This is a genomic window from Robertkochia aurantiaca, from assembly GCF_020166495.1.
GTDB classification, from domain to species: Bacteria; Bacteroidota; Bacteroidia; order Flavobacteriales; family Flavobacteriaceae; genus Robertkochia; species Robertkochia aurantiaca.
Genome location: NZ_JAINZS010000010.1, coordinates 1 through 20,544, shown reverse-complemented (window position 1 = coordinate 20,544; position 20,544 = coordinate 1). Strand labels below are relative to the sequence as shown.

The 20,544-nt window shown below is 45.0% G+C and carries 16 protein-coding genes; 9 read left to right on the top strand and 7 right to left on the bottom strand.

Annotated elements, in window-relative coordinates; all coding sequences use genetic code 11:
* Nucleotides 1-605 precede the first annotated feature (605 nt).
* The 7 genes from porN to K7R10_RS15190 all read right to left on the bottom strand — a co-directional run bounded on the left by porN (nt 606) and on the right by K7R10_RS15190 (nt 9,905).
* The gene (porN, locus tag K7R10_RS15220) at nt 606-1,496 is read right to left on the bottom strand and encodes a type IX secretion system ring subunit PorN/GldN (RefSeq protein ID WP_224485597.1); all 891 of its coding nucleotides are present in this window, start codon (nt 1,494-1,496) and stop codon (nt 606-608) included.
* Between the two features lie 18 nt (nt 1,497-1,514).
* Nucleotides 1,515-3,116: a type IX secretion system motor protein PorM/GldM gene (gene porM, locus K7R10_RS15215; RefSeq protein ID WP_224485596.1), complete on the bottom strand. Its 1,602-nt coding sequence runs from the start codon at nt 3,114-3,116 to the stop codon at nt 1,515-1,517.
* A 54-nt stretch (nt 3,117-3,170) separates the two neighbouring features.
* Nucleotides 3,171-3,824, bottom strand: coding sequence for a type IX secretion system motor protein PorL/GldL (porL, locus tag K7R10_RS15210; RefSeq protein ID WP_224485595.1), 654 nt, complete (start codon nt 3,822-3,824; stop codon nt 3,171-3,173).
* Nucleotides 3,825-3,867: 43 nt separating this feature from the next.
* Nucleotides 3,868-5,223 (bottom strand): T9SS ring complex lipoprotein PorK/GldK, encoded by a 1,356-nt coding sequence (gene porK, locus K7R10_RS15205; RefSeq protein WP_224485594.1) that lies wholly within the window; start codon nt 5,221-5,223, stop codon nt 3,868-3,870.
* 147 nt (nt 5,224-5,370) lie between these two features.
* Nucleotides 5,371-6,528: a formimidoylglutamase gene (locus K7R10_RS15200; protein ID WP_224485593.1), complete on the bottom strand. Its 1,158-nt coding sequence runs from the start codon at nt 6,526-6,528 to the stop codon at nt 5,371-5,373.
* A gap of 9 nt (nt 6,529-6,537) precedes the next feature.
* A complete protein-coding gene (topA, locus tag K7R10_RS15195; RefSeq protein WP_224485592.1) occupies nt 6,538-9,024 on the bottom strand; it encodes a type I DNA topoisomerase in 2,487 nt (828 codons plus the stop codon).
* Nucleotides 9,025-9,146: 122 nt separating this feature from the next.
* Entirely contained in the window at nt 9,147-9,905 is a 759-nt protein-coding gene (locus K7R10_RS15190) for a hypothetical protein (RefSeq protein WP_224485591.1), read from the bottom strand.
* Nucleotides 9,906-10,791: 886 nt separating this feature from the next.
* Here K7R10_RS15190 and K7R10_RS15185 point away from each other — a divergent pair.
* The 9 genes from K7R10_RS15185 (at nt 10,792) to groL (ending at nt 20,200) form a co-directional block, all read left to right on the top strand.
* On the top strand, nt 10,792-11,889 hold the full coding sequence (locus tag K7R10_RS15185; RefSeq protein ID WP_224485590.1) for a BspA family leucine-rich repeat surface protein: 1,098 nt from the start codon (nt 10,792-10,794) through the stop codon (nt 11,887-11,889).
* Between the two features lie 25 nt (nt 11,890-11,914).
* Nucleotides 11,915-13,087 carry a BspA family leucine-rich repeat surface protein gene (locus tag K7R10_RS15180; RefSeq protein WP_224485589.1) on the top strand — a complete coding sequence of 391 codons (1,173 nt, stop codon included), beginning with the start codon at nt 11,915-11,917 and terminating at the stop codon, nt 13,085-13,087.
* A 386-nt stretch (nt 13,088-13,473) separates the two neighbouring features.
* Nucleotides 13,474-14,919, top strand: a complete 1,446-nt coding sequence (miaB, locus tag K7R10_RS15175) for a tRNA (N6-isopentenyl adenosine(37)-C2)-methylthiotransferase MiaB (protein ID WP_224485588.1) — start codon at nt 13,474-13,476, stop codon at nt 14,917-14,919.
* A 24-nt stretch (nt 14,920-14,943) separates the two neighbouring features.
* Nucleotides 14,944-16,215, top strand: a complete 1,272-nt coding sequence (locus K7R10_RS15170) for a sigma-54 interaction domain-containing protein (RefSeq protein WP_224485587.1) — start codon at nt 14,944-14,946, stop codon at nt 16,213-16,215.
* Between the two features lie 18 nt (nt 16,216-16,233).
* Nucleotides 16,234-16,731 carry an LptE family protein gene (locus tag K7R10_RS15165; RefSeq protein ID WP_224485586.1) on the top strand — a complete coding sequence of 166 codons (498 nt, stop codon included), beginning with the start codon at nt 16,234-16,236 and terminating at the stop codon, nt 16,729-16,731.
* A gap of 3 nt (nt 16,732-16,734) precedes the next feature.
* Nucleotides 16,735-17,700, top strand: coding sequence for a DUF8458 domain-containing protein (locus K7R10_RS15160; protein ID WP_224485585.1), 966 nt, complete (start codon nt 16,735-16,737; stop codon nt 17,698-17,700).
* Nucleotides 17,701-17,711: 11 nt separating this feature from the next.
* The gene (secG, locus tag K7R10_RS15155) at nt 17,712-18,068 is read left to right on the top strand and encodes a preprotein translocase subunit SecG (RefSeq protein ID WP_224485584.1); all 357 of its coding nucleotides are present in this window, start codon (nt 17,712-17,714) and stop codon (nt 18,066-18,068) included.
* Nucleotides 18,069-18,211: 143 nt separating this feature from the next.
* Nucleotides 18,212-18,490, top strand: coding sequence for a co-chaperone GroES (locus tag K7R10_RS15150; protein WP_224485583.1), 279 nt, complete (start codon nt 18,212-18,214; stop codon nt 18,488-18,490).
* A gap of 78 nt (nt 18,491-18,568) precedes the next feature.
* Nucleotides 18,569-20,200, top strand: coding sequence for a chaperonin GroEL (groL, locus tag K7R10_RS15145; RefSeq protein WP_224485582.1), 1,632 nt, complete (start codon nt 18,569-18,571; stop codon nt 20,198-20,200).
* Nucleotides 20,201-20,544: the final 344 nt, after the last annotated feature.

The following is a 20,544-nucleotide window of genomic DNA, read 5'->3' as shown; positions in this document are numbered from 1 at the left end:
GAGCTGATTCAAAGCATCCTCGAAGAGTTGCTCCAACTCACTTTTTGGGGTTGTTTTCTTGTTTGACATCGTGTACATAAGTTATTGTTTTAATTAATACCTATGACACACTTTTTTGAACAGTCTCCTTCATCAACTTTATTAACTCCATCAACTTCATAAACTGCATCACCTCATCACTTCATAACCCCATAACCCCATAACCCCATAACCCCATAACTGTAAAAATGTAAAGTCGTTAATGGTGAGTCGTTAGCCGGGATTCGTTAGTAGGAAGTGAATTATTGTTAATGACTGTGAACTGTGAAAACAAGTTATTCAGAATCTTGGTAGAGGTGAGAAAACTACCGGTCGGCCGAAGACCATAGTACAAAACTCAGGCAGATTCTTCGCTGCGCTCTGAATGACGTTACTTTGCATAAGATTTATTCATTTTGATTACTTCATTACTCCATTACTTCATTACTTCATTACTCCATTACTTCATTACTCCATTACTTCATCACCTCATCACTTCATAACCCCATAACCTCATTACAGTAAAACAAAAAAACCCGGCTCTGGCCGGGTTTTTTAAACGTTATGTTAGGAATTGGACGTCTGTACTAGTAACTCCACATATCCTGTTCCTTGTTGCGTATCCTTTCTTTGATGCGTTGCGCTTCAAGAAGCTGGAACAGAGCATTGTCGGTGATATACTCCTTGATCTCCCTGTCTTCCTGCACGTTCTCTTCCTTATAGATATAAGCGTTGAAACGTCGGGCATTCAGGAGCTGATCAAATGATATCGGGCGGGAAGAGTTCGTATTGTTAAAAGCTTTAGCTTCATGTAATATGTCTCTCACACCCGGAAACCATACCCAGAACAGTTCTACCAGGTCTGAGTTTTCGGTGTCAATAAAGTTCACATCAGGAGCTACCGGGGCAATTCCCAGCAGGCGGTACTTGAGTTCGCCATGACGCTTGTCGAAATACCATACCCCCTTGACACGCCATTCCTGTATGTCGGCTGCCGTAAGTTTACGACGGTTGATATACTCGGGAGACACCTGTTCTCCGGCGTTCACCTGCTCATAACCAAGGTCGGTCGTATCGACTTTTTCCAGGGTTGCTTCCAGGTCTTTCAGGGTTCTTTTGTCTGTGAAATAAGAATCTGCATACACCGCATCGATATTCCCGTTTCTGAGGTTCTTCATAAGAACATCATAGAGTGAGCGGCGGTCTTTACCGATCCCTACCGTATCGATGGGATAATAGAAAGGAAAGTTGATCCTTTCATCCAGGTCGATACGCTCCCATACGGTCTTTGACCAGAGAATATCTCTGTCATCGATATACCCGTACGGCAGAGGCTCATCATTGTCAGCCTCGATCTGCGCAGCGGTCTTCTCACCGATCTCTTCGGGAGAGCGGGCGTTCAGGATATTCGCCTGAGCGAAAGTGACCTGGGCGGCCAGCGCTGCGGTTATCGTTACTAAAATACCTTTCCAATTCATAACATTATAGGTTTAATATTATTGTGTCAGTTCAACCACTACGGGTGAAACTTTCTTAAGCTTATAAGATCTGTTGTTGGTAATATAGGCTTCTATATCAAAGATCTGAACCGCATCTCCGCGATTGGCACGTTTAAGGGCCTGCTTGGCACGATCGTCAAGCTTGTTTCCGCGCACCTCTACAGTGGGTTGTCCGGGCACCTTGAACTTGAATCCGCTGATCGCGAGGTTCAGGTCAAAATCGAAGTCTTCAAGCATGGCTCCCACGGTTGAGATCTCCAGGTTGGCACGAGGCATTTTCACCTCTCCGAACTCACCTCTTACAGTACCCGAAGGTCTTGGAATATCCTTGATACGGAATTCGGTAGTAGAACCTACACGTTGTCCGTCAGGAAGTGTTCCGCTGGCAGAGATCTTCACACTACGCCCGGTTCCGGGGAACATAGAGAACTTACTGCCTGAAACTCTTTTCAGACCGGGAGCTGAAGCACTCACCTTATTATCCGGTATACCCGGGATTGAAATGGTCAGCGGGTTAGAAACCCCACGATAAACCACATTCATCTTATCGGCAGAGATCACTGCTCCGTTAGGCTTGGAGATGGTTGCGAAGGTCTGCGAAACAGGCACTTCAATAGCTTCTCCTTCTTCCTTAAAGATCAGCTTCCCCTCCAGGGTATGATCTCCGGGACGACCGGCGCTTACCAGAAGTTTCACACGACCATCTTCGATCACGAAATCCTTCTCCTCTTCAAGCTCACGTCCATCGAGGGTCAGTTCTACCTCGGCCGGACGCGTGGTGGCATCCTTACGACCGAGTACGATAGCACCGTCAAACTTCTCACCCGAGTAATAAGCAGACTTTGGCTGCTCAAGCAGGGTGGTGTAATTCGTGTAAGACACATCAGAAGCCATCTGACCTTGTACCATAGCCGAAAGAATATCTTCTTCGGTAGTCTTGATATCAGACTGCAACTGGGTCATTTTGGTCAGTGAAGCTACCAGAGGGAAGCCCTCGTAGTGGTAGTTCAGCCAGTCAACTGGACGACCATCTCTGTTTTCGGTTTTCCCGTCTTCACCACCTGTATCGAAACGTCCTTCGATAGTAGTGGTCAGCGATGCTTTCTGAGAAGCACTCAGCAGGGAATCCGGAATACTCTGGATCGTAGTGATGGTTTGATTTCTGTACTCGTTAATAAAGTTGACGAACTTCTTTCCTTCAGGAGAATACTGGTCTCCCTGGAAGAAGGTCTGATCCAGATAATCAGACTTATCCATGACCTCGTAGTCATCGCGGTCTTCTTCGTCGATCTCGCTTAACATTTCGCTCTTCAGATTTTCTATGTAGCCATAGAACTCTCCTGAAGCCGATTGGATCTTTTTATAATCGTTGAACAACGTCTGATACTTTTCAGGCTGATCATTCGCCTTCTGCTCGAGGCTGGCAAAAGCTGCCTGGTTATTATCTGTTGCCTTACGATTTGATGTTTCCAGCTTTTCGTTCAAAAGACCGAAAGCCGAAAGCACTTCTTTACTCATATTCAACGCCAGCATTGCGATGAAAACCAGATACATCAGGTTGATCATCTTCTGACGTGGTGATAAACTTCCACTCGCCATATCTAATACTTTTTAAGTAGGTTATTAGTGATTAACAAAAGAACAGGCGTTCTCTTAGTTCTTAGTAGACATGGCAGTCAGCATACCTCCGTAAACTCCGTTCAGAGAAGACAGGTTGGTGGCCAGGTTCGCCATTTGCTCTTTCAGCTTACCGGCATTCTGGGCAACCTCTTCATTGATGGTAGCCTGACGGTTGGCACTGTCTAACTGTACTTTGTAAAGGCTGTTCAGTGATTCCATCTGAGCGGCAGCCAGTGAAAGCTCTTCGCTGTACTTCTGAGTTGAAGAAATAGCTTCTGCAGTTGGAGAAATACTCTTTGCAGCACCTTCGAAGTTTCTGATACTGTCACCAAGACTTGACATCAGTTGAGAGTCAATCTTAGCTTCTTTCAGCATATCATCAAGCTTTTTAGAAAGAGATGATTCAGCTTCTTTTACCTCCTGCAGTTTGTTCTTACGGTCAGCTCCTTGTCCGCCGGCAAGCTCAGGATATACCAGAGACCAGTCCAGGTCGTCGTCTACCGGTTCAAAGGCAGAGATAGCAAAAATAAGGGCCTCGGTGATCAGACCGATTGCCAAAAGTAATCCTCCGTTAATCGGACCAAATTCCCAGTGAAGGATCTTAAATAACGCACCGATGATCACGACCGATGCACCCAGCCCGTAGGCCATGTTAAACAGCTTCTTTGATGATTTTGATTGTGCCATAGTTTAAAAATTTTAAGTTAAGTTAAGTTAATTAAATTTGGATTTAGTTTTGAGTTACATCTGTTCCCATGTAGTCCTGAACGGTCCTGAAGCCGATATAGCTTCTGGCTGAGTCCTGGTACTCATAGTCACGGGTACTTACCTGAAGGAAGTACGCAACGTCTTTCCATGATCCGCCTCTGATTACCTTACGCTTGTTATCATTATCGTAGGTATTCGGATTCATCGTGGAAACATATTCATAAGAGTTGGGGTCGTAAGAAGAATTGGTCCACTCAGATACATTCCCTGCCATATTGTACAGGTTGTAATCGTTAGGATCATATGACTTGGCCTCTACGGTATAGAGTGCCTGGTCGGCCGCATAGTCACCACGTAGTGGTTTGAAGTTAGCCATAAAACATCCTCTGTCATTCAGGATGTAGGGTCCTCCCCAGGGATACGTACCTGATTCGATACCTCCACGGGCAGCGTATTCCCACTCGGCTTCGGTAGGCAGTCTGAACTGGTTCACGAACTGCTTCCCTCTTTCCTTCTGGAAATCGTTCTTATATTTTGTTCTCCATGCACAAAATGCTTTGGCCTGTTGCCAGGTCACTCCTACTACCGGATAGTCGCTGTAAGCTTCGCTCCAGAAATAATCGTTATGCATGGGCTCATTATATGAGTAATTGAAATCTTTGATCCAAACCGCTGTATCAGGGTATACCAGTGTCTCTTCAGTTCTGATAAAATCCCTTCTGCTTCCTTTGCCTTTTGCTTTGGCCGCAGCACGAATATCCATCCAGTTGTACTTGTACTTCAGTTTATTCACGTCAACGGTACGACGCCCGTTATACGACTCTTCTACCGGAAGGTACATAGAGTCCATCACTTCTGAATAGTACTCATCAGGGTACCTGGAGGTATCCCAGACCAGGTCAACGTCTTTATTGAGCTGACGGCTGCTGTAACTCGATTCATCCATGTTGTCATAGTTGAACAACATGTATTTCTCGTATTCTGATAGATTAGAGGTATCGGCATCTTTGAAGGCATACTCACCTATTCCGCCGTTACCGGGCACTTCTCCCAGTTCTTCGGCATAAATAGCAAGGCGCGTACGTATAATAGAGTCTTTTACCCACTCTACAAACTGGCGATACTCGCTATTGGTGATCTCTGTCTCGTCCATATAAAAGGAACGAACAGTAACAGTTCTGGTTGGAGCGTTCAGCACACCGGCCATATCATCATCAGATTTACCCATGATGAAAGCGCCACCGGGCACTAAAGACATCCCATAGGGCTTTTCAGGATGCCATTTCTTGCCGCTTACACCTACTAACTCTCCTCTGTCATTAGAACCACAGCTGGTTAACAATAATGTAACAGATGCTAATAGAAATAGCTTTTTCATATACATAATGAGGTTAAATTACATTCATCGATTTCGGATGGTAAACCTATCCATTAAATTCCAAAAAAACAATAAACGCATAATTTTTGTTGTCAAACGCCAAATAAGCAAAGTCAAGGGCCTATCTGACGTAATTAGCAATTCAGTTTACACCAGCATTTTCTTATATGCCTTCCACCAACGTTCGGGAATTATCCCGTCACAGGCCTGAAGGTATTCTGCGTGGGTGCAAGGTAATAACGTCTGGGTTTGGAATTTATTATGCAAATTTTCGATTTGTGGCACCTCGATCCACCAACGGCCGGAGATATGGCTTTGAAGAAAGATCAGATCGAGATCGTCCATAGGAACGGTGTACCTGTTGAAGTCTTCAGCAGATACTATTGGGTAATCCTGCTTTCTGATGGAAACTCCTTCGATGAAGTACCAGATTATCTGGGCTGCCAGCTGAAAGGAGTGTATGGTATTAAAGGTTTCAAAGAGGCCCAGGCAACTCAGTTTATCACTGATACCGGCATATCGCGCAATGGCACAGATTTCCCTGCCATCAAAACCGTTGGGTGATGCATCTGCAGGAGAACCCAGGTCTGCTGCACGTACCCCTCCCATATCTAAGCTTACCAGGTCAGCATCGCGCATCACGGTTTCGACTAAAGAAAGATCAGCAGCCACCTCCCCGAGGCGATAGGCATCAAAGAAAAGTTTCTCCATGAGATCGATCTCCTCTTGCGCATTGAGATAGGTCTGGTACCCGATATTGGAATAGTTGAAGAGATTATTCGGCGGGTTTACGATGATCTTACTCAGATATGACTTAGACGATATGAGATCATCTGCATCACCGAAATCAAAGCGTCTGTCTACAGACACCAGGTTGACCATCTGTTCCATTTTATCGTAGGCCCGGTATAAGGCATAGGTCAGATCCTGACTCCCCCCAAGCACTACCGGTATGATCTGCTGCCTCATCAGATCGGCAGCCACCTCTGAAAGCGCATAGTAACTGTCACTGACAGATTCCCCGGAAGGAATATCTCCCAGGTCGGCGATTTCAAGGTCCCAGTTGCCCTGAAACAGATTATAGAACTGCAACCTGATCTCATTGAGATGAACCTTCTCTGAGGAAGGGGTTACAGAATTCCGGTTTTCGGCTATTCCGATCAAGGCGATCTTCACCCCCTCAAGGTCGGGTACCCCGCTCTTTTCCCCATGCGCTCTGATCTTCTTCCCGATACTTTGTTTGGGCAATAATTCACGGTGAGCCAATACCATATTGGCAACGGGGGCTAAAAAGTCAAAATTCATGGCAGCAGGTTATTTTTTGGCTTTGGTGCTCTTCTTACGGGTTTTTTTAGCGGGCTTTTTCTTCTCCAGCAACTCTTTAGCTTCATCGAGACTGATCTTTGAGGCATCCACATCCTTAGAAAGCTCCACTTTGGTCTTTCCTTTGATGATATTCGAACGTCCCCACCGGGCCTTTTCGATTCTGATACCTTCATCTTCCCAATTCTGGATGATCTTCTCCCGCTCCTTTTTGAGCTTGTCTTCGATCAGCGTCTCGATATCATCTTGCGAAAGGCTATCGAAATCATATTTCTTGTTCACGTTGATGAACATATCATTCCATTTGATGTACGGACCGAAACGGCCCTTTCCTTTGGTAACATCGCCTCCCTTATATGACGCGATAGGAGCATCAGCCTTTTGTTTGGCTTTGATCAACTCTTCGGCCCTTTCCATATCGACATCAAAAACATCTTCTCCCTTATCTAACGATATAAAGGTCTTTCCGAAACGAATATACGGACCGTAACGCCCCACATTAGCCTCTACTTCTTTCCCTTCGTAGGTTCCCAGCTTCCTAGGTAGCTTGAACAGATCGAGAGCCTCTTCGAAGGTGATGGTTTCAATAGACTGATGCGGCAGCAGGCTGGCAAACCGCGGTTTCTCATCATCATCTGCCGTTCCTATCTGTGCCATCGGTCCGAATCGTCCGAGACGTACACTCAAAGGCTTCCCGCTTTCGGGATCTTCCCCTAACACCCGCTCTCCGCTTTCACGATCGGCATTCTCCTCCACATCCTTCACGTTGGGATGGAAATCTTTGTAAAATTCTTTGATCATATGAGCCCAGTCTTCGTCTCCTGAAGCGATATTGTCAAAGCTTTCTTCAACGCGTGCTGTAAAATGGTAGTCCAGTATGCCTGAGAAATGATTTACAAGGAAGTCATTAACGATCATCCCTATATCTGTCGGGATAAGCTTCCCTTTATCAGATCCTACCATTTCCGTAAGTTCTTCTTCCTTCAGGCTGTCATCAACAATTGAGAGCTGCTTGTATTTACGCTGCTCCCCTTCGATGGTTCCCTTTTCCACATACCCTCTGTTCTGAATGGTAGAGATGGTTGGCGCATAGGTAGACGGGCGGCCGATTCCCAGCTCTTCCAGCTTTTTCACCAAAGATGCCTCGGTATAACGGTAAGGCGCCCTTGTAAATCGCTGGGTCGCATTCATATGCACACGATAGACCTCTTCCCCCACCTTCATGGCAGGAAGGATTCCGCTTTGCTCTTCCTCTTCCTCATCGCTGCCTTCGAGATATACTTTCAGAAACCCTTCAAATTTGATCACCTCTCCGTTGGCCGTAAATAATTCATCATGGCTGTCTGTTCCAATTTTCACATTGGTACGTTCCAGCTGGGCGTCACTCATCTGAGAGGCCAGGGTTCGCTTCCAGATCAATTCATAAAGCCTTGCCTGATCTCTTTCGATCTGTACGCTGTGCCTGCTCATATCGGTAGGGCGTATCGCTTCGTGTGCTTCCTGAGCCCCTTTTGATTTCCCCGAGAAATTTCGCGGCTTGCTGTAATCTTCACCGTAAGAGCGAATGATCTCTTCTTTGGCAGCATTGATCGCTTCACCTGAGAGATTCACACTATCGGTTCTCATATAGGTAATAAGTCCGGCCTCATACAGACGCTGGGCCATATTCATGGTTTTTGATACTGAAAAATACAGCTTGCGCGATGCTTCCTGTTGCAGGGTAGAAGTGGTAAATGGAGGCGCAGGAGATTTTTTGGCAGGTTTTGTCTGCAAATCCTCGATCCTGAAGTCAGCACCTATGTTCTTTTCAAGAAAAGCCTTTGCTTCACCCAGGGTATCGAAGCTCTTGTTCATGCGGGCCTTAAACACCTTCCCTTCCCCGGTCTTAAATTCAGCTGCGATCTTATAACTGCCTTCAGGAGTGAAATCCTGAATCTCGCGCTCCCGTTCAACGATGAGCCGAACAGATACCGACTGTACGCGGCCTGCTGAAAGACCGGTCTTGATCTTCTTCCACAGAACCGGAGAAAGCTCATAACCCACTAAGCGGTCGAGTATACGACGTGCCTGCTGCGCATTGACCAGGTCATAATTTATACCTCTTGGGTTTTCAATAGCCTTCTGTATAGCGTTTTTGGTGATCGAGTTAAATACGATTCTTCTGGTATTTTCTTTCTTCAGCTTGAGTTCCTCTGCCAGGTGCCAGGCGATAGCTTCCCCTTCGCGGTCTTCATCACTGGCCAGCCATACGGTCTCAGCTTTCTTTGCCAGGTCTTTAAGTTTCTTAACCACGGCCTTTTTGTCGCTCGAGACGACATATTTTGGTTTAAATCCCTCTTCCACATTCACTCCTAACTCCTTAGAAGGCAGGTCGGCGATATGCCCGAAGCTTGATTCCACCTTGAAATCCTTTCCGAGGAATTTCTCGATGGTTTTTGCCTTCGCAGGAGACTCCACAATAACCAGATTCTTAATCATAGACACTTTATTTATGTTGCAAAAGTATGCAGAAAAATTAATTCCCTTCCCCGACACTCTTTACATTTGTCTGAAAACAGGATTTTAAAATACTGTATTTCAGTATTTTACGGCTTATTAATTTATTCAGTGATGACCTCTATATTATTATCACTGAAACCTACCACCTTTTTATAAACCAGATACAAAGGATGATAGACGAAAGGTGCGGTGAACAAAACACCTATCCCGCAAAGAATGGCACCAACGAGTTGGGCCAGCAGGGAACATATAATAATGAGTCCGAATAAGATCAGCCATTTCCTGTTCCCCAGTTTAAAGCTTGCTTTCAGGATTTCAACCGGCGACAATTCTGAGTTAAAAGCAAAGAATACCGCAACAAGATAAACAGGCACCATCACATAAAAGGCCGGCAATACGCATAACAGAGAAGCAACAATACTAATTATAGTGGTCATCAGGGCCAGCACAAAAGCCTTCTTAATATATTCCCACTTGAGAAAGACAAACAGTTCACCGGTGACCACTTCAGCCCCCTCATCCAGTCTTCTCAACAATTTATAAAAACCGGCTGTAAGGGCGAGAATGATACTCTGAGCCAGCAGCATGACAGGAAAAAAGAGCAGCAGAAAGGGAAATATCGCCCAGAACGATTCAAAATCACTCCCCACACTCTCGCTGTATTCACTCATTGCGATACCCCCGAGCATGGGTATATATATAATGAGTATGGCAGGCAGTACGAGCAGAAAGCTCAACAAGGTAAAAATGAAACCCTGGAGCCAGCTTTTCTTAAATAATTCGATGGAGGCCGAAAATAAGTCTCCAAAATCCAGTTCAGGGGCTGCTTCGATCTTATCGATCAATCTTTGGTACAACATGATGCTTGTGAGATTTTTAAGTTGGTTTGCGACATAAAATAACAAAGTTTCTTTTCAATCGATGGAACAAGTCAACTCAAATATGGTTGTTCAGACAGTATTTTCCGATGAATGGGATTGGGAGATGAGTAATTGGTTATGCGGTTATACGGTTATGCAGTAATGCAGTAATGCGGTGATACCGGGAATTTGAACTAACGGCTAACAGTGAACGGGATCTACTGAGTCGAAATAATCTTTAACAATTTTACAGCTTTACAATTTTGCGAATAAGGGGTATGGAGGTACGGAGGTATGAGGGTATGAGGGTATGGGGGGGGGGGGGATGGAGAAAATACAAAACCTGGCCTCATAATCTACTTGACCTTCTGACATTCGGACTTGCTCACCTACCGATCAATTGACCTCCTGAACATCTCAATATCAAAATACGATTGTGAGGATGCAATTGCATGAGGTATGGTGAAGCATCGAAATGGGAAAATTGGCCGGACGGAGCCAGAAGGTAAAACCTGCCGGTCTTTTTCAATTCCTCATTCCCGTCTTGGGATTCATGGCTTTGTGAGAACCTGGCACAAGGATAATAGATATGCTGCTTTCAATTGGCATCTACCTCTTTGCTATCATGAGCACTGAAAATCAAATGAACGTGAATCTGACATAAAAAAGCGAAGAAGCCGGTTTCGATATACAAATAATACGCTTCGCGAAAAATAACCGGCTCCAATAGAAATCTCAATGTGTTGAATTTCAGATCACTGCACCAAAAAATGAAATTTACCCTTATTTTTTTCTATAAAATGAGAATTTATTCTATAAATTTCACAATATCAATTACAATTCCTACCTGATGAAAGGTAATATCTTCCGTCAAGAATTTTCAAACATGAAAATCAGTACTTTTTCACTTCTTTTTACCATCCTATTGATTTCAGGATGCTCCAAAGAAGGGACCTTAAGCGAAGAAGAAGAGAAATCGGTAAATAATCCGGTGTACCTCGATATAAATGGTACCACGGTGAAGGCACGAGATTGGGCGCAACCTGGAGACCAAGGCGTGATCAATGATATCACCTATACCGTAGTAAACGAATCAACGCTACGAACCATGGTTGCACAAAATGAGGATGTCACCAAAATTGTCACCACCCTGGTAACCGATATGAACAATTTATTTAAAGAAAAAGACACCTTTGATCAAAATATCAGCGGCTGGGATGTAAGCAATGTCACGAACATGGATTATATGTTTTACAATGCTGATATTTTTAACCAACCCCTTGAATATTGGGACGTAAGCAAGGTAACGAGTATGGTACAAATGTTCAGGTCAATCTTCCTGTTCAATCAGAACCTAAACAGCTGGAATGTGGGCCAGGTTACCAATATGGAGGCAATGTTCTGGAATGCCGGTGCTTTTAACGGTGACATCAGCTCCTGGAACGTAAGTCAGGTCACAGACATGTCTGCCATGTTTAATGGTGCCAGATCCTTCAACGGAGACCTCAGTGGCTGGGATGTGAGTAAGGTAACCCTGATGCCCCTGATGTTTCACGGTGCCGATTCGTTCAACGGCAACCTCAATACGTGGGACGTCGGGAATGTCACCAGCATGAATGCCATGTTTTGGATGTGCCCACTTTTTAACGGCAATATCAGCAACTGGAATGTGAGCAAGGTAACCGATATGGCAGGAATGTTTAACGAAGCTTACGCCTTCAACCAGGATATCAGCACATGGGATGTCAGCCAGGTCACTAAAATGTCATATATGTTTGGACTTGCATACGCTTTCGATCAGAACATCAGCGAATGGAACATTGCCAATGTTGAAGACATGTATGGAATGTTTTACGAAGCTTACGCATTTAACCAGGATCTGAGTATTTGGACAGTAGATAATGTAACCATTTGCGGAAGCTTTTCCTTCAATACTACTAACTGGACACTTCCTAAACCAAATTTCACCAATTGTACCCCCTGAATTCCACCCATAAAATTTGCGAACCATGAAAATTTCAAATTCCCTTTTTCTTATTGTCATCCTGCTTCTGGTAAGTTGTAAAAGCGACGAAATCCCCTCTTTCACCCTTACTGTGACCGCGAATGAAGGCGGTTCTGTGAACCCCGCTGAAAAAATTTATAACGAAGGGGAATCGGCTACCATTACCGCCACCCCGGACCCCACTTTTGAATTTTCCGGATGGTCCGGGGATGTGACATCTACCGAGAACCCTTATACCCTTAAAATGAACAGTGATAAGAACATCACTGCTCTCTTCATTAAAACCGACAGCGATGCTGACGGGATAAGTGATGACCTGGACCAGTGCGACAATACTCCTGCAGGAGCCGAAGTCGATGAAAACGGTTGTGCTTTGAGTCAAAAAGATACAGACCAGGATGGCGTCACCGACGATGTTGATCAATGCCCGGAAACCCCTGCAGGAATTGATGCAGACGCTAACGGTTGCTTCGAGAACCCGATTTATCTAGCTGAGAACGGCGTAACGATAAAAGCCTTTGAATGGGCCGTTGCCGGAGATAAAGGAATTATCGACAACGTCGTCTATACGATAGTAGATGAAGCTACCCTAAGAGAAATGGCGTCCAATAATGAAGATGTCAGCAGCGTAGTCACTTCTTTGATCACCAATATGAGTCAATTATTCAGCCAAAAAAGCGAATTTAATCAGGATGTAGGTCATTGGGATGTCAGCCAGGTCACCGACATGAGCTTTACCTTTTACGGCGCAGAACGCTTCAACCAGGATATAAGTAAGTGGGACGTCTCAAAGGTTCAGAACATGTATAATATGTTTGCTCAATGCTATAGTTTCAACTCCGATATAAGCCAATGGGATGTTCGTAATGTTACTAATATGAGCGTGATGTTTGCTTCGGCCTATAACTTTAACCAAGATATAGGAAATTGGAATGTCGGGCAGGTTTCCGATATGTTTGGTATGTTTCTAAGCTGCCAGAATTTTAACCAGGATTTGAGTTCCTGGGATGTATCAGGGGTTACGCGGATGCAACAAATGTTCGCGAATGCCTTATCATTTAATCAGGACCTTTCAAATTGGGATGTTTCAGCAGCAGAAGAATGTAGTGGTTTTGCAGCTAATGCCAGCAACTGGACCCTTCCGAAGCCAGGATTTACCAATTGTAATCCTTTATAAAATTCGAACCACATAACTCAATTTACACACCCTGTTACGCAGGGTGTTTTTATTTGCTTCTTACTAATTGGAACCCCGGATGACCCTTTAAATTATCGCCATTGTTAAAAAAAGTTACTAAGCAAAAAATCCTTTCCCGTAAGAAAAAAGGCCAGACAAACTATTCCTAGCATCATCCCTGCCTATAAGCCCTACCTCCGTACTCACTGAAAGTTCCTAACACCCTGAAATCTCATACGTACCCCCCATTTTCCTCCTAGCTTCTTAAGCATCTACCCATTTACCCACCTACCAACATACCTACTTACCTCCCAAATTTCTTCTGCCAATTTGTCACTACTTCATTTTTAATTATATCTTTGCATCCTAATTGAATTTTCCTTGAGATGGAGAAGATTATAGATGAAAAACAACAGGGGAACACCCTGGTCATGAACGAGAAAGAAGGAAACAGTCGTAAGCTTTATATAGAGAGTTACGGCTGCCAGATGAATTTTTCAGACAGCGAGATCGTAGCATCCATATTAACCAAAGAAGGTTTTAACACCACTCAGCAACTGGAAGAAGCTGACCTGGTGCTGATCAACACCTGTTCGATTCGCGAGAAGGCCGAACAAACGGTGAGAAAAAGACTGGAGAAGTTCAACGCTGTCAAGCGCATCAACCCCAACATGAAAGTAGGGGTACTGGGCTGTATGGCAGAACGGCTGAAGAGCAAATTCCTCGAGGAAGAAAAGATCGTAGACATGGTGGTGGGCCCTGACGCCTATAAAGATCTTCCCAATTTACTGCAGGAAATCGATGAAGGAAGGAATGCCGTTAACGTAATTCTTTCCAAAGAGGAAACCTATGGTGACGTGGCTCCTGTTCGCCTCAACAGCAACGGGGTATCAGCTTTTGTTTCCATCACAAGAGGATGCGACAACATGTGTACCTTCTGCGTAGTACCCTTTACCCGTGGCCGGGAACGCAGCCGTGACCCGCAGTCGATCATTGAGGAGATCAACGAACTGTGGGAGCGTGGTTATAAAGAGGTCACCCTCCTGGGGCAGAATGTAGACAGCTATCTGTGGTATGGTGGCGGACTGAAGAAAGATTTTGAAAAGGCGACTGAGATACAAAAAGCCACTTCGGTGAATTTTGCCGGTCTGCTCGAATTGGCAGCACAGGCTCAGCCGAAAATGCGTTTCCGTTTTTCAACCTCGAATCCGCAAGATATGACTCTTGACGTGATCGAAACTATGGCAAAATACCCGAATATCTGCAAATACATTCACCTCCCGGTACAAAGCGGAAGCAACCGCATTCTCAAAGAAATGAACCGCCTGCATACCCGCGAGGAATATTTCGAGCTGATCGACAATATCAGAAAGATCATTCCTGATTGTGCCATCTCGCATGATATGATCACAGGTTTCCCTACCGAAACAGAAGAAGATCACCAGGACACGCTTTCACTTATGGAGTATGTAAAATATGATTTTGGCTTCATGTTCGCCTACTCCGAAAGACCGGGAACCATGGCTGCACGAAAAATGGAAGATGATGTTCCCGAGGAAGTCAAAAAGAGAAGACTTACCGAGATCATCAATCTGCAGCAAAAGCACGGCCTTTTACGCACCCGCGAGCACCTGGGAAGAACCGAAGAGGTTCTTATAGAAGGCAGTTCGAAAAAATCAGATGAATACTGGATGGGACGCAACACCCAGAACACGGTAGTGGTATTCCCTAAGGAACATTATAAAATAGGAGACTTCGTTAACGTAAAGATCAACGACTGTACAGCAGCCACCCTTATCGGTGAGGCAGTTGGTTACAGCGATAACAATTAACAGCGAGCACAACCAATCACTCTTATGGAATCAGTTCAGGCGATCAAACAGCGTTTCGGCATTATTGGTAATGACATCAAGCTAAATCGCGCCCTGGAGAAAGCCCTGCAGGTGGCCCCTACAGATATTTCGGTTCTGGTCACCGGGGAAAGCGGTGTCGGAAAAGAGTCTGTGCCCAAGATCATTCACGCCATGTCACACCGCAAACACAATAAATACATTGCGGTGAATTGCGGTGCTATCCCTGAGGGAACCATCGATTCAGAATTATTCGGTCATGAAAAAGGCGCCTTTACCGGTGCGACGCAAACGCGTAGCGGTTATTTCGAGGAGGCAGACGGGGGCACCATCTTTCTCGATGAGGTAGGTGAACTCCCCCTGACCACCCAGGTGCGTCTGCTGAGGGTTTTAGAGAATGGTGAATTCTTAAAGGTAGGGTCTTCAAAAGTGCAGAAAACCAATGTTCGCATCGTGGCCGCCACCAACATAGAAATGCAGGATGCCATTGAAAAAGGTAAATTCCGGGAAGACCTGTACTACCGTCTGAGTACGGTTGAAATACACCTGCCTCCCCTGCGGGAAAGAAAGGAAGACATCCACCTGTTGTTCAGAAAGTTTGCCGCCGACTTCGCCCAGAAATATAAAATGCCGACCATTCGGCTCGAAGACGACGCAGTCACCCTGCTGCAGAAGTACCGCTGGGGCGGAAACGTAAGACAACTACGAAATATCGCTGAACAGATATCAGTGCTTGAAAAGAACCGCACCATTACGGGTGAAACCCTCCGTTCATACCTGCCTGACTACAGCAGTAACCTTCCGGCCGTTATACGATCAGAAAAGAAGGAAGGAGATTTCAGCAGCGAAAGGGAGATACTGTATAAGGTTCTTTTTGATATGAAGAGTGATCTGAACGACCTGAAGAAGCTTACCCTGGAGCTGATGAAAGACGGCAATGGAGAAAAAGTTCAACAGGAAAATAAGAAGTTGATCAAAAAGATCTATGGCGACCAGGAAGAAACCGTAGACTACAACGAAGAAGAAGAAGAAAACGACACCCTGGAGATTCTGCATCTTGACGAACCGGTCAAGCCCTCACCTGTTCCACAACAGGAAGACAAATATCACTTTGCCGAGGAAATCGAGGAAGAAGAGACACTGTCGTTACAAGACAAAGAACTGGAACTCATCAAGAAAGCGCTTGAACGCAATAAGGGAAAGCGAAAAGCCGCTGCACGGGAACTGGGGATCTCTGAAAGAACCCTTTACCGGAAGATCAAACAATACGACCTATAACACCCCATTTTGAAGCCCATGAAAAAAAGAATCCTGTTTTTTTTGCTTACTTTAGGAATCACATTCTCAGGATGTGGTCCGTATTCCTTCACCGGGGTAAATACCACGGCAAGTTCATACCAGGTCAACTTTTTCCAGAATAATGCCCCCATCGTTGAACCGGGTCTGGACATTCGATTTACGAATGCCTTACAGGACCTTATCCTGAACCAGACCAACCTGCAATTGGTCAATGCCAATGCAGACCTGGTTTATGAAGGTGAAATCGTTGAATACAGGGTCTCGCCCATGTCGGCTACCGCAAACCAACAGGCTGCACAGAACAGGCTGACCATAGGGATAAACGTGCGTTTTTACAACAACCTGGATCCAGAGCAGGATTTCGAGAGAAGATTCTCTTTCTTCTATGACTATCCCGCGCAAACACAATTGGTACAGGTACAGGAAGAAGCGTACGAAGAGATATTTGAACGAATCACCCAGGACATTTTTAACGAATCGCTGGCTAACTGGTAAAATATGAACGTTTCAAGCTTTTCCTTTTTTATTCATAAGCCCGGAATGATCGGGAGTGAACATCTTGATGATCTTGAAAAGGTCATTGAAGAGTTCCCTTACTTTCAGGCAGCAAGGGCCATACACCTCAAGGCTCTGAAAGAAGAAGGAAGCTTTAAATACAACAACGCACTGAAGCAAACGGCAGCCTTTACGGCAGACCGTTCCGTGCTCTTTGATTTTATCACTTCTGAAGAATTCACCCAGCATACGGTGGCCGACAACATCACCCGTATCAACACCACCCTTGAGATCATGGAACTTCCTGTGGAAGAAGAAGAGGAGGTGATCGTAAAAGACCACAAGACCGCCTTTGACTTCAATAAAGTCAATTCTGAAGCGGTCATGGATCCTGAACTCTTCAAGCCCAAGGATCCAAAAACGGAAAAACCGAAACCTGAAAAAAAGCAAAAGCCCCAAACCGCAGAAGAAAAACTAAGCCTGGGTAAACCTCTTGAGTTCAATTCGGCCGAGACTCACTCCTTTACTGAATGGCTCAAGCTTTCCAAAGGTTTTCAGGCAATAGACCGTTCTTCGGAACCCGAAACATCAGAAAACCCCGCCAGGGAAAAGAGAAACAACGAACCGGTCTCAGTACCGAAAAAAGAAGTTCAGGTAAAAAAGAAAAAAGTTGTCACCACCCCGGGCAACTCATCGCTGGACGATAAGATCGCACTGATCGATAAGTTCATTAAGAACAACCCCAAGATCCAACCCCCTTCGCAGGATGCGCCGAACACCAACCTGGCCAAAGCTCAGCCGGTAGAGAAAAATGAGCTGATGACAGAGACCCTGGCGCGAGTCTATCTGGAACAGAAGAAGTATAAAAAAGCGATTCAGGCCTATAAAATTTTAAGTTTGAAATATCCGGAAAAAAGTGGTTTATTTGCAGACCAAATTAAGGCGATTAGGAATTTAAAAGATAAGTAAGTTAGACCGATATGAGTACATTTCAGATTTTTTTGGCGCTAATAATCATCGTAGCGTTCTTGTTGGTGTTGGTGATCATGGTTCAAAACCCTAAAGGAGGCGGATTGTCTTCTCAGTTTGGAGGCGGTGGTAACCAAATGATTGGTGGAGTAAAGAAAACCGGTGACTTTTTAGATAAGAGTACGTGGACTCTTGCCACTATACTGATCGCTTTGATCCTGCTTTCGAACGTCACATTAGTTCAAAACAATGGTTCATCAGACTCAAAACTGTTGGAAGGACAGGATATCGAAACAACTACACCTGATGCTCCGATCGAAACTACTACACCTGCCACAACAGGTTCAGACAGTACCGATTCAGAGTAAGGTCATATAAAATACCCTCATTAAATGCCAGCTTGTCACCCAAGCTGGCATTTTTTTTTCAAAATGTCAGTTTGTTCCCAATGGCACAATTTATGCCTCTTGGTAATCGCAAAACTTTAAACTAATTAAATAATTAAAAAAATATGGCTAAGCTAAGCATTAAACCATTAGCTGACAGGGTTCTGGTAGAGCCACTGGAAGCAGAAACCAAAACTGCCTCGGGAATCATCATTCCTGACACTGCTAAGGAAAAACCACAAAAAGGTACCGTAGTAGCCGTTGGACCGGGCACCAAAGACGAAAAAATGACTGTTAGCGTTGGTGACACTGTGTTATACGGGAAATATTCCGGAACCGAGCTTAAGCTGGAAGGTACCGATTACCTGATGATGCGTGAAAGCGATATCCTCGCCATCATCTAAAGCTTCACCTTTTATTATACCCGGCATTCCTGCCGGACCGAATACGAATAAAATCAACACCTAAAAACACTTAAAAAAATGGCAAAAGAAATAAAATTTGACATTGAAGCACGTGATGGCCTGAAACGTGGAGTGGACGCCCTTGCAAATGCTGTAAAGGTGACCCTTGGCCCTAAAGGTCGTAACGTAATTATAAATAAATCATTCGGAGCTCCTTCTGTAACCAAAGACGGGGTTTCGGTAGCCAAAGAGATCGAACTGGAAGATGCCCTTGAAAACATGGGTGCTCAAATGGTTAAAGAGGTAGCCTCTAAAACCAATGATCTTGCTGGTGACGGAACAACAACCGCTACCGTACTTGCCCAGGCCATCGTAAAAGAAGGTCTGAAAAACGTAGCTGCAGGCGCTAACCCGATGGATCTTAAAAGAGGTATCGATGCGGCTGTTGAAGCCATCGTTAAATACCTGAACGATCACGCAACTGCCGTAGGCGATTCTTCTGAAAAGATCAAGCAGGTAGCTGCTATTTCTGCCAACAATGACGAGACCATCGGTGATCTGATCGCCCAGGCTTTCGAAAAAGTTGGTAAAGAAGGTGTGATCACCGTTGAAGAAGCTAAAGGAACCGATACTTACGTAGACGTAGTGGAAGGGATGCAATTCGACCGCGGATATCTTTCACCTTACTTCGTGACCGATACTGACAAGATGATCTCTGAATTGGAGAATCCGTACATCCTGCTTTTCGATAAAAAGATCTCGAATCTTCAGGAAATCCTTCCTGTACTTGAGCCTGTAGCTCAAAGCGGAAGACCACTGCTGATCATCGCTGAAGATGTGGAAGGACAAGCTCTTGCCACCCTGGTTGTGAACAAACTGCGAGGCGGACTTAAGATCGCTGCAGTGAAGGCTCCCGGATTCGGTGACCGCAGAAAGGCAATGCTTGAAGACATCGCTATCCTGACCGGCGGAACCGTTATTTCTGAAGAGCGTGGCTTCTCTCTTGAAAATGCCTCTCTTGACATGCTTGGTACCGCTGAGACCGTAACCATCGATAAGGATAACACCACTATCGTAAACGGAAACGGAGACAGCGATGCGATCCAGGCACGCGTGAACCAGATCAAAGCACAGATCGATTCAACCACTTCTGATTACGATCGCGAAAAGCTTCAGGAGCGTCTGGCCAAACTGGCCGGAGGTGTAGCCGTACTCTATGTAGGTGCTGCCTCTGAAGTTGAAATGAAAGAGAAGAAAGACCGGGTTGACGATGCCCTGCACGCTACAAGAGCAGCTGTTGAAGAAGGTATCGTAGCCGGTGGTGGTGTTGCCCTGCTGCGCAGTAAGTCAGTACTTGCCAAGGTTAAGGTTGAGAACGACGACCAGGAAACCGGAAAGCAGATCGTAAACCGCGCTATCGAAGAGCCTCTGAGAACCATCGTTGAAAACGCAGGTAAAGAAGGTTCTGTGGTGGTAGCCAAAGTATTTGAAGGAAAAGAAAACTTCGGATACAACGCCAAGACAGATGAATATGTAGATATGCTGAAAGCAGGTATTATCGATCCTACTAAAGTAACCAGAATTGCACTTGAAAACGCTGCATCGGTTGCCGGTATGATCCTTACTACCGAATGTTCACTGGTAGATATCAAGGAAGATACGCCTGCTATGCCTCCAATGGGCGGCGGCGGAATGCCAGGAATGATGTAATCAGACATCAGTCAACATTATATTGAAAGAGCCGGCAAATGCCGGCTCTTTTGTTTTTTTGGAGGTTTGAAGGTGAGGCGGTGAAGTAGTGAGGTGGTGAGATGGTGAGATAGTGAAGTGGTCAGGTAGTCAGGTAGTCAGGTAGTCAGTTGCTAGGTCTTTGCGAACCTTATGTTTAGGGGTGAAACAATCTTTCAGTGACCTTTTCAATTTATAAAGAGACTGTTCAAAAAAGTGTGTCATAGGTATTAATTAAAACAATAACTTATGTACACGATGTCAAACAAGAAAACAACCCCAAAAAGTGAGTTGGAGCAACTCTTCGAGGATGCTTTGAATCAGCT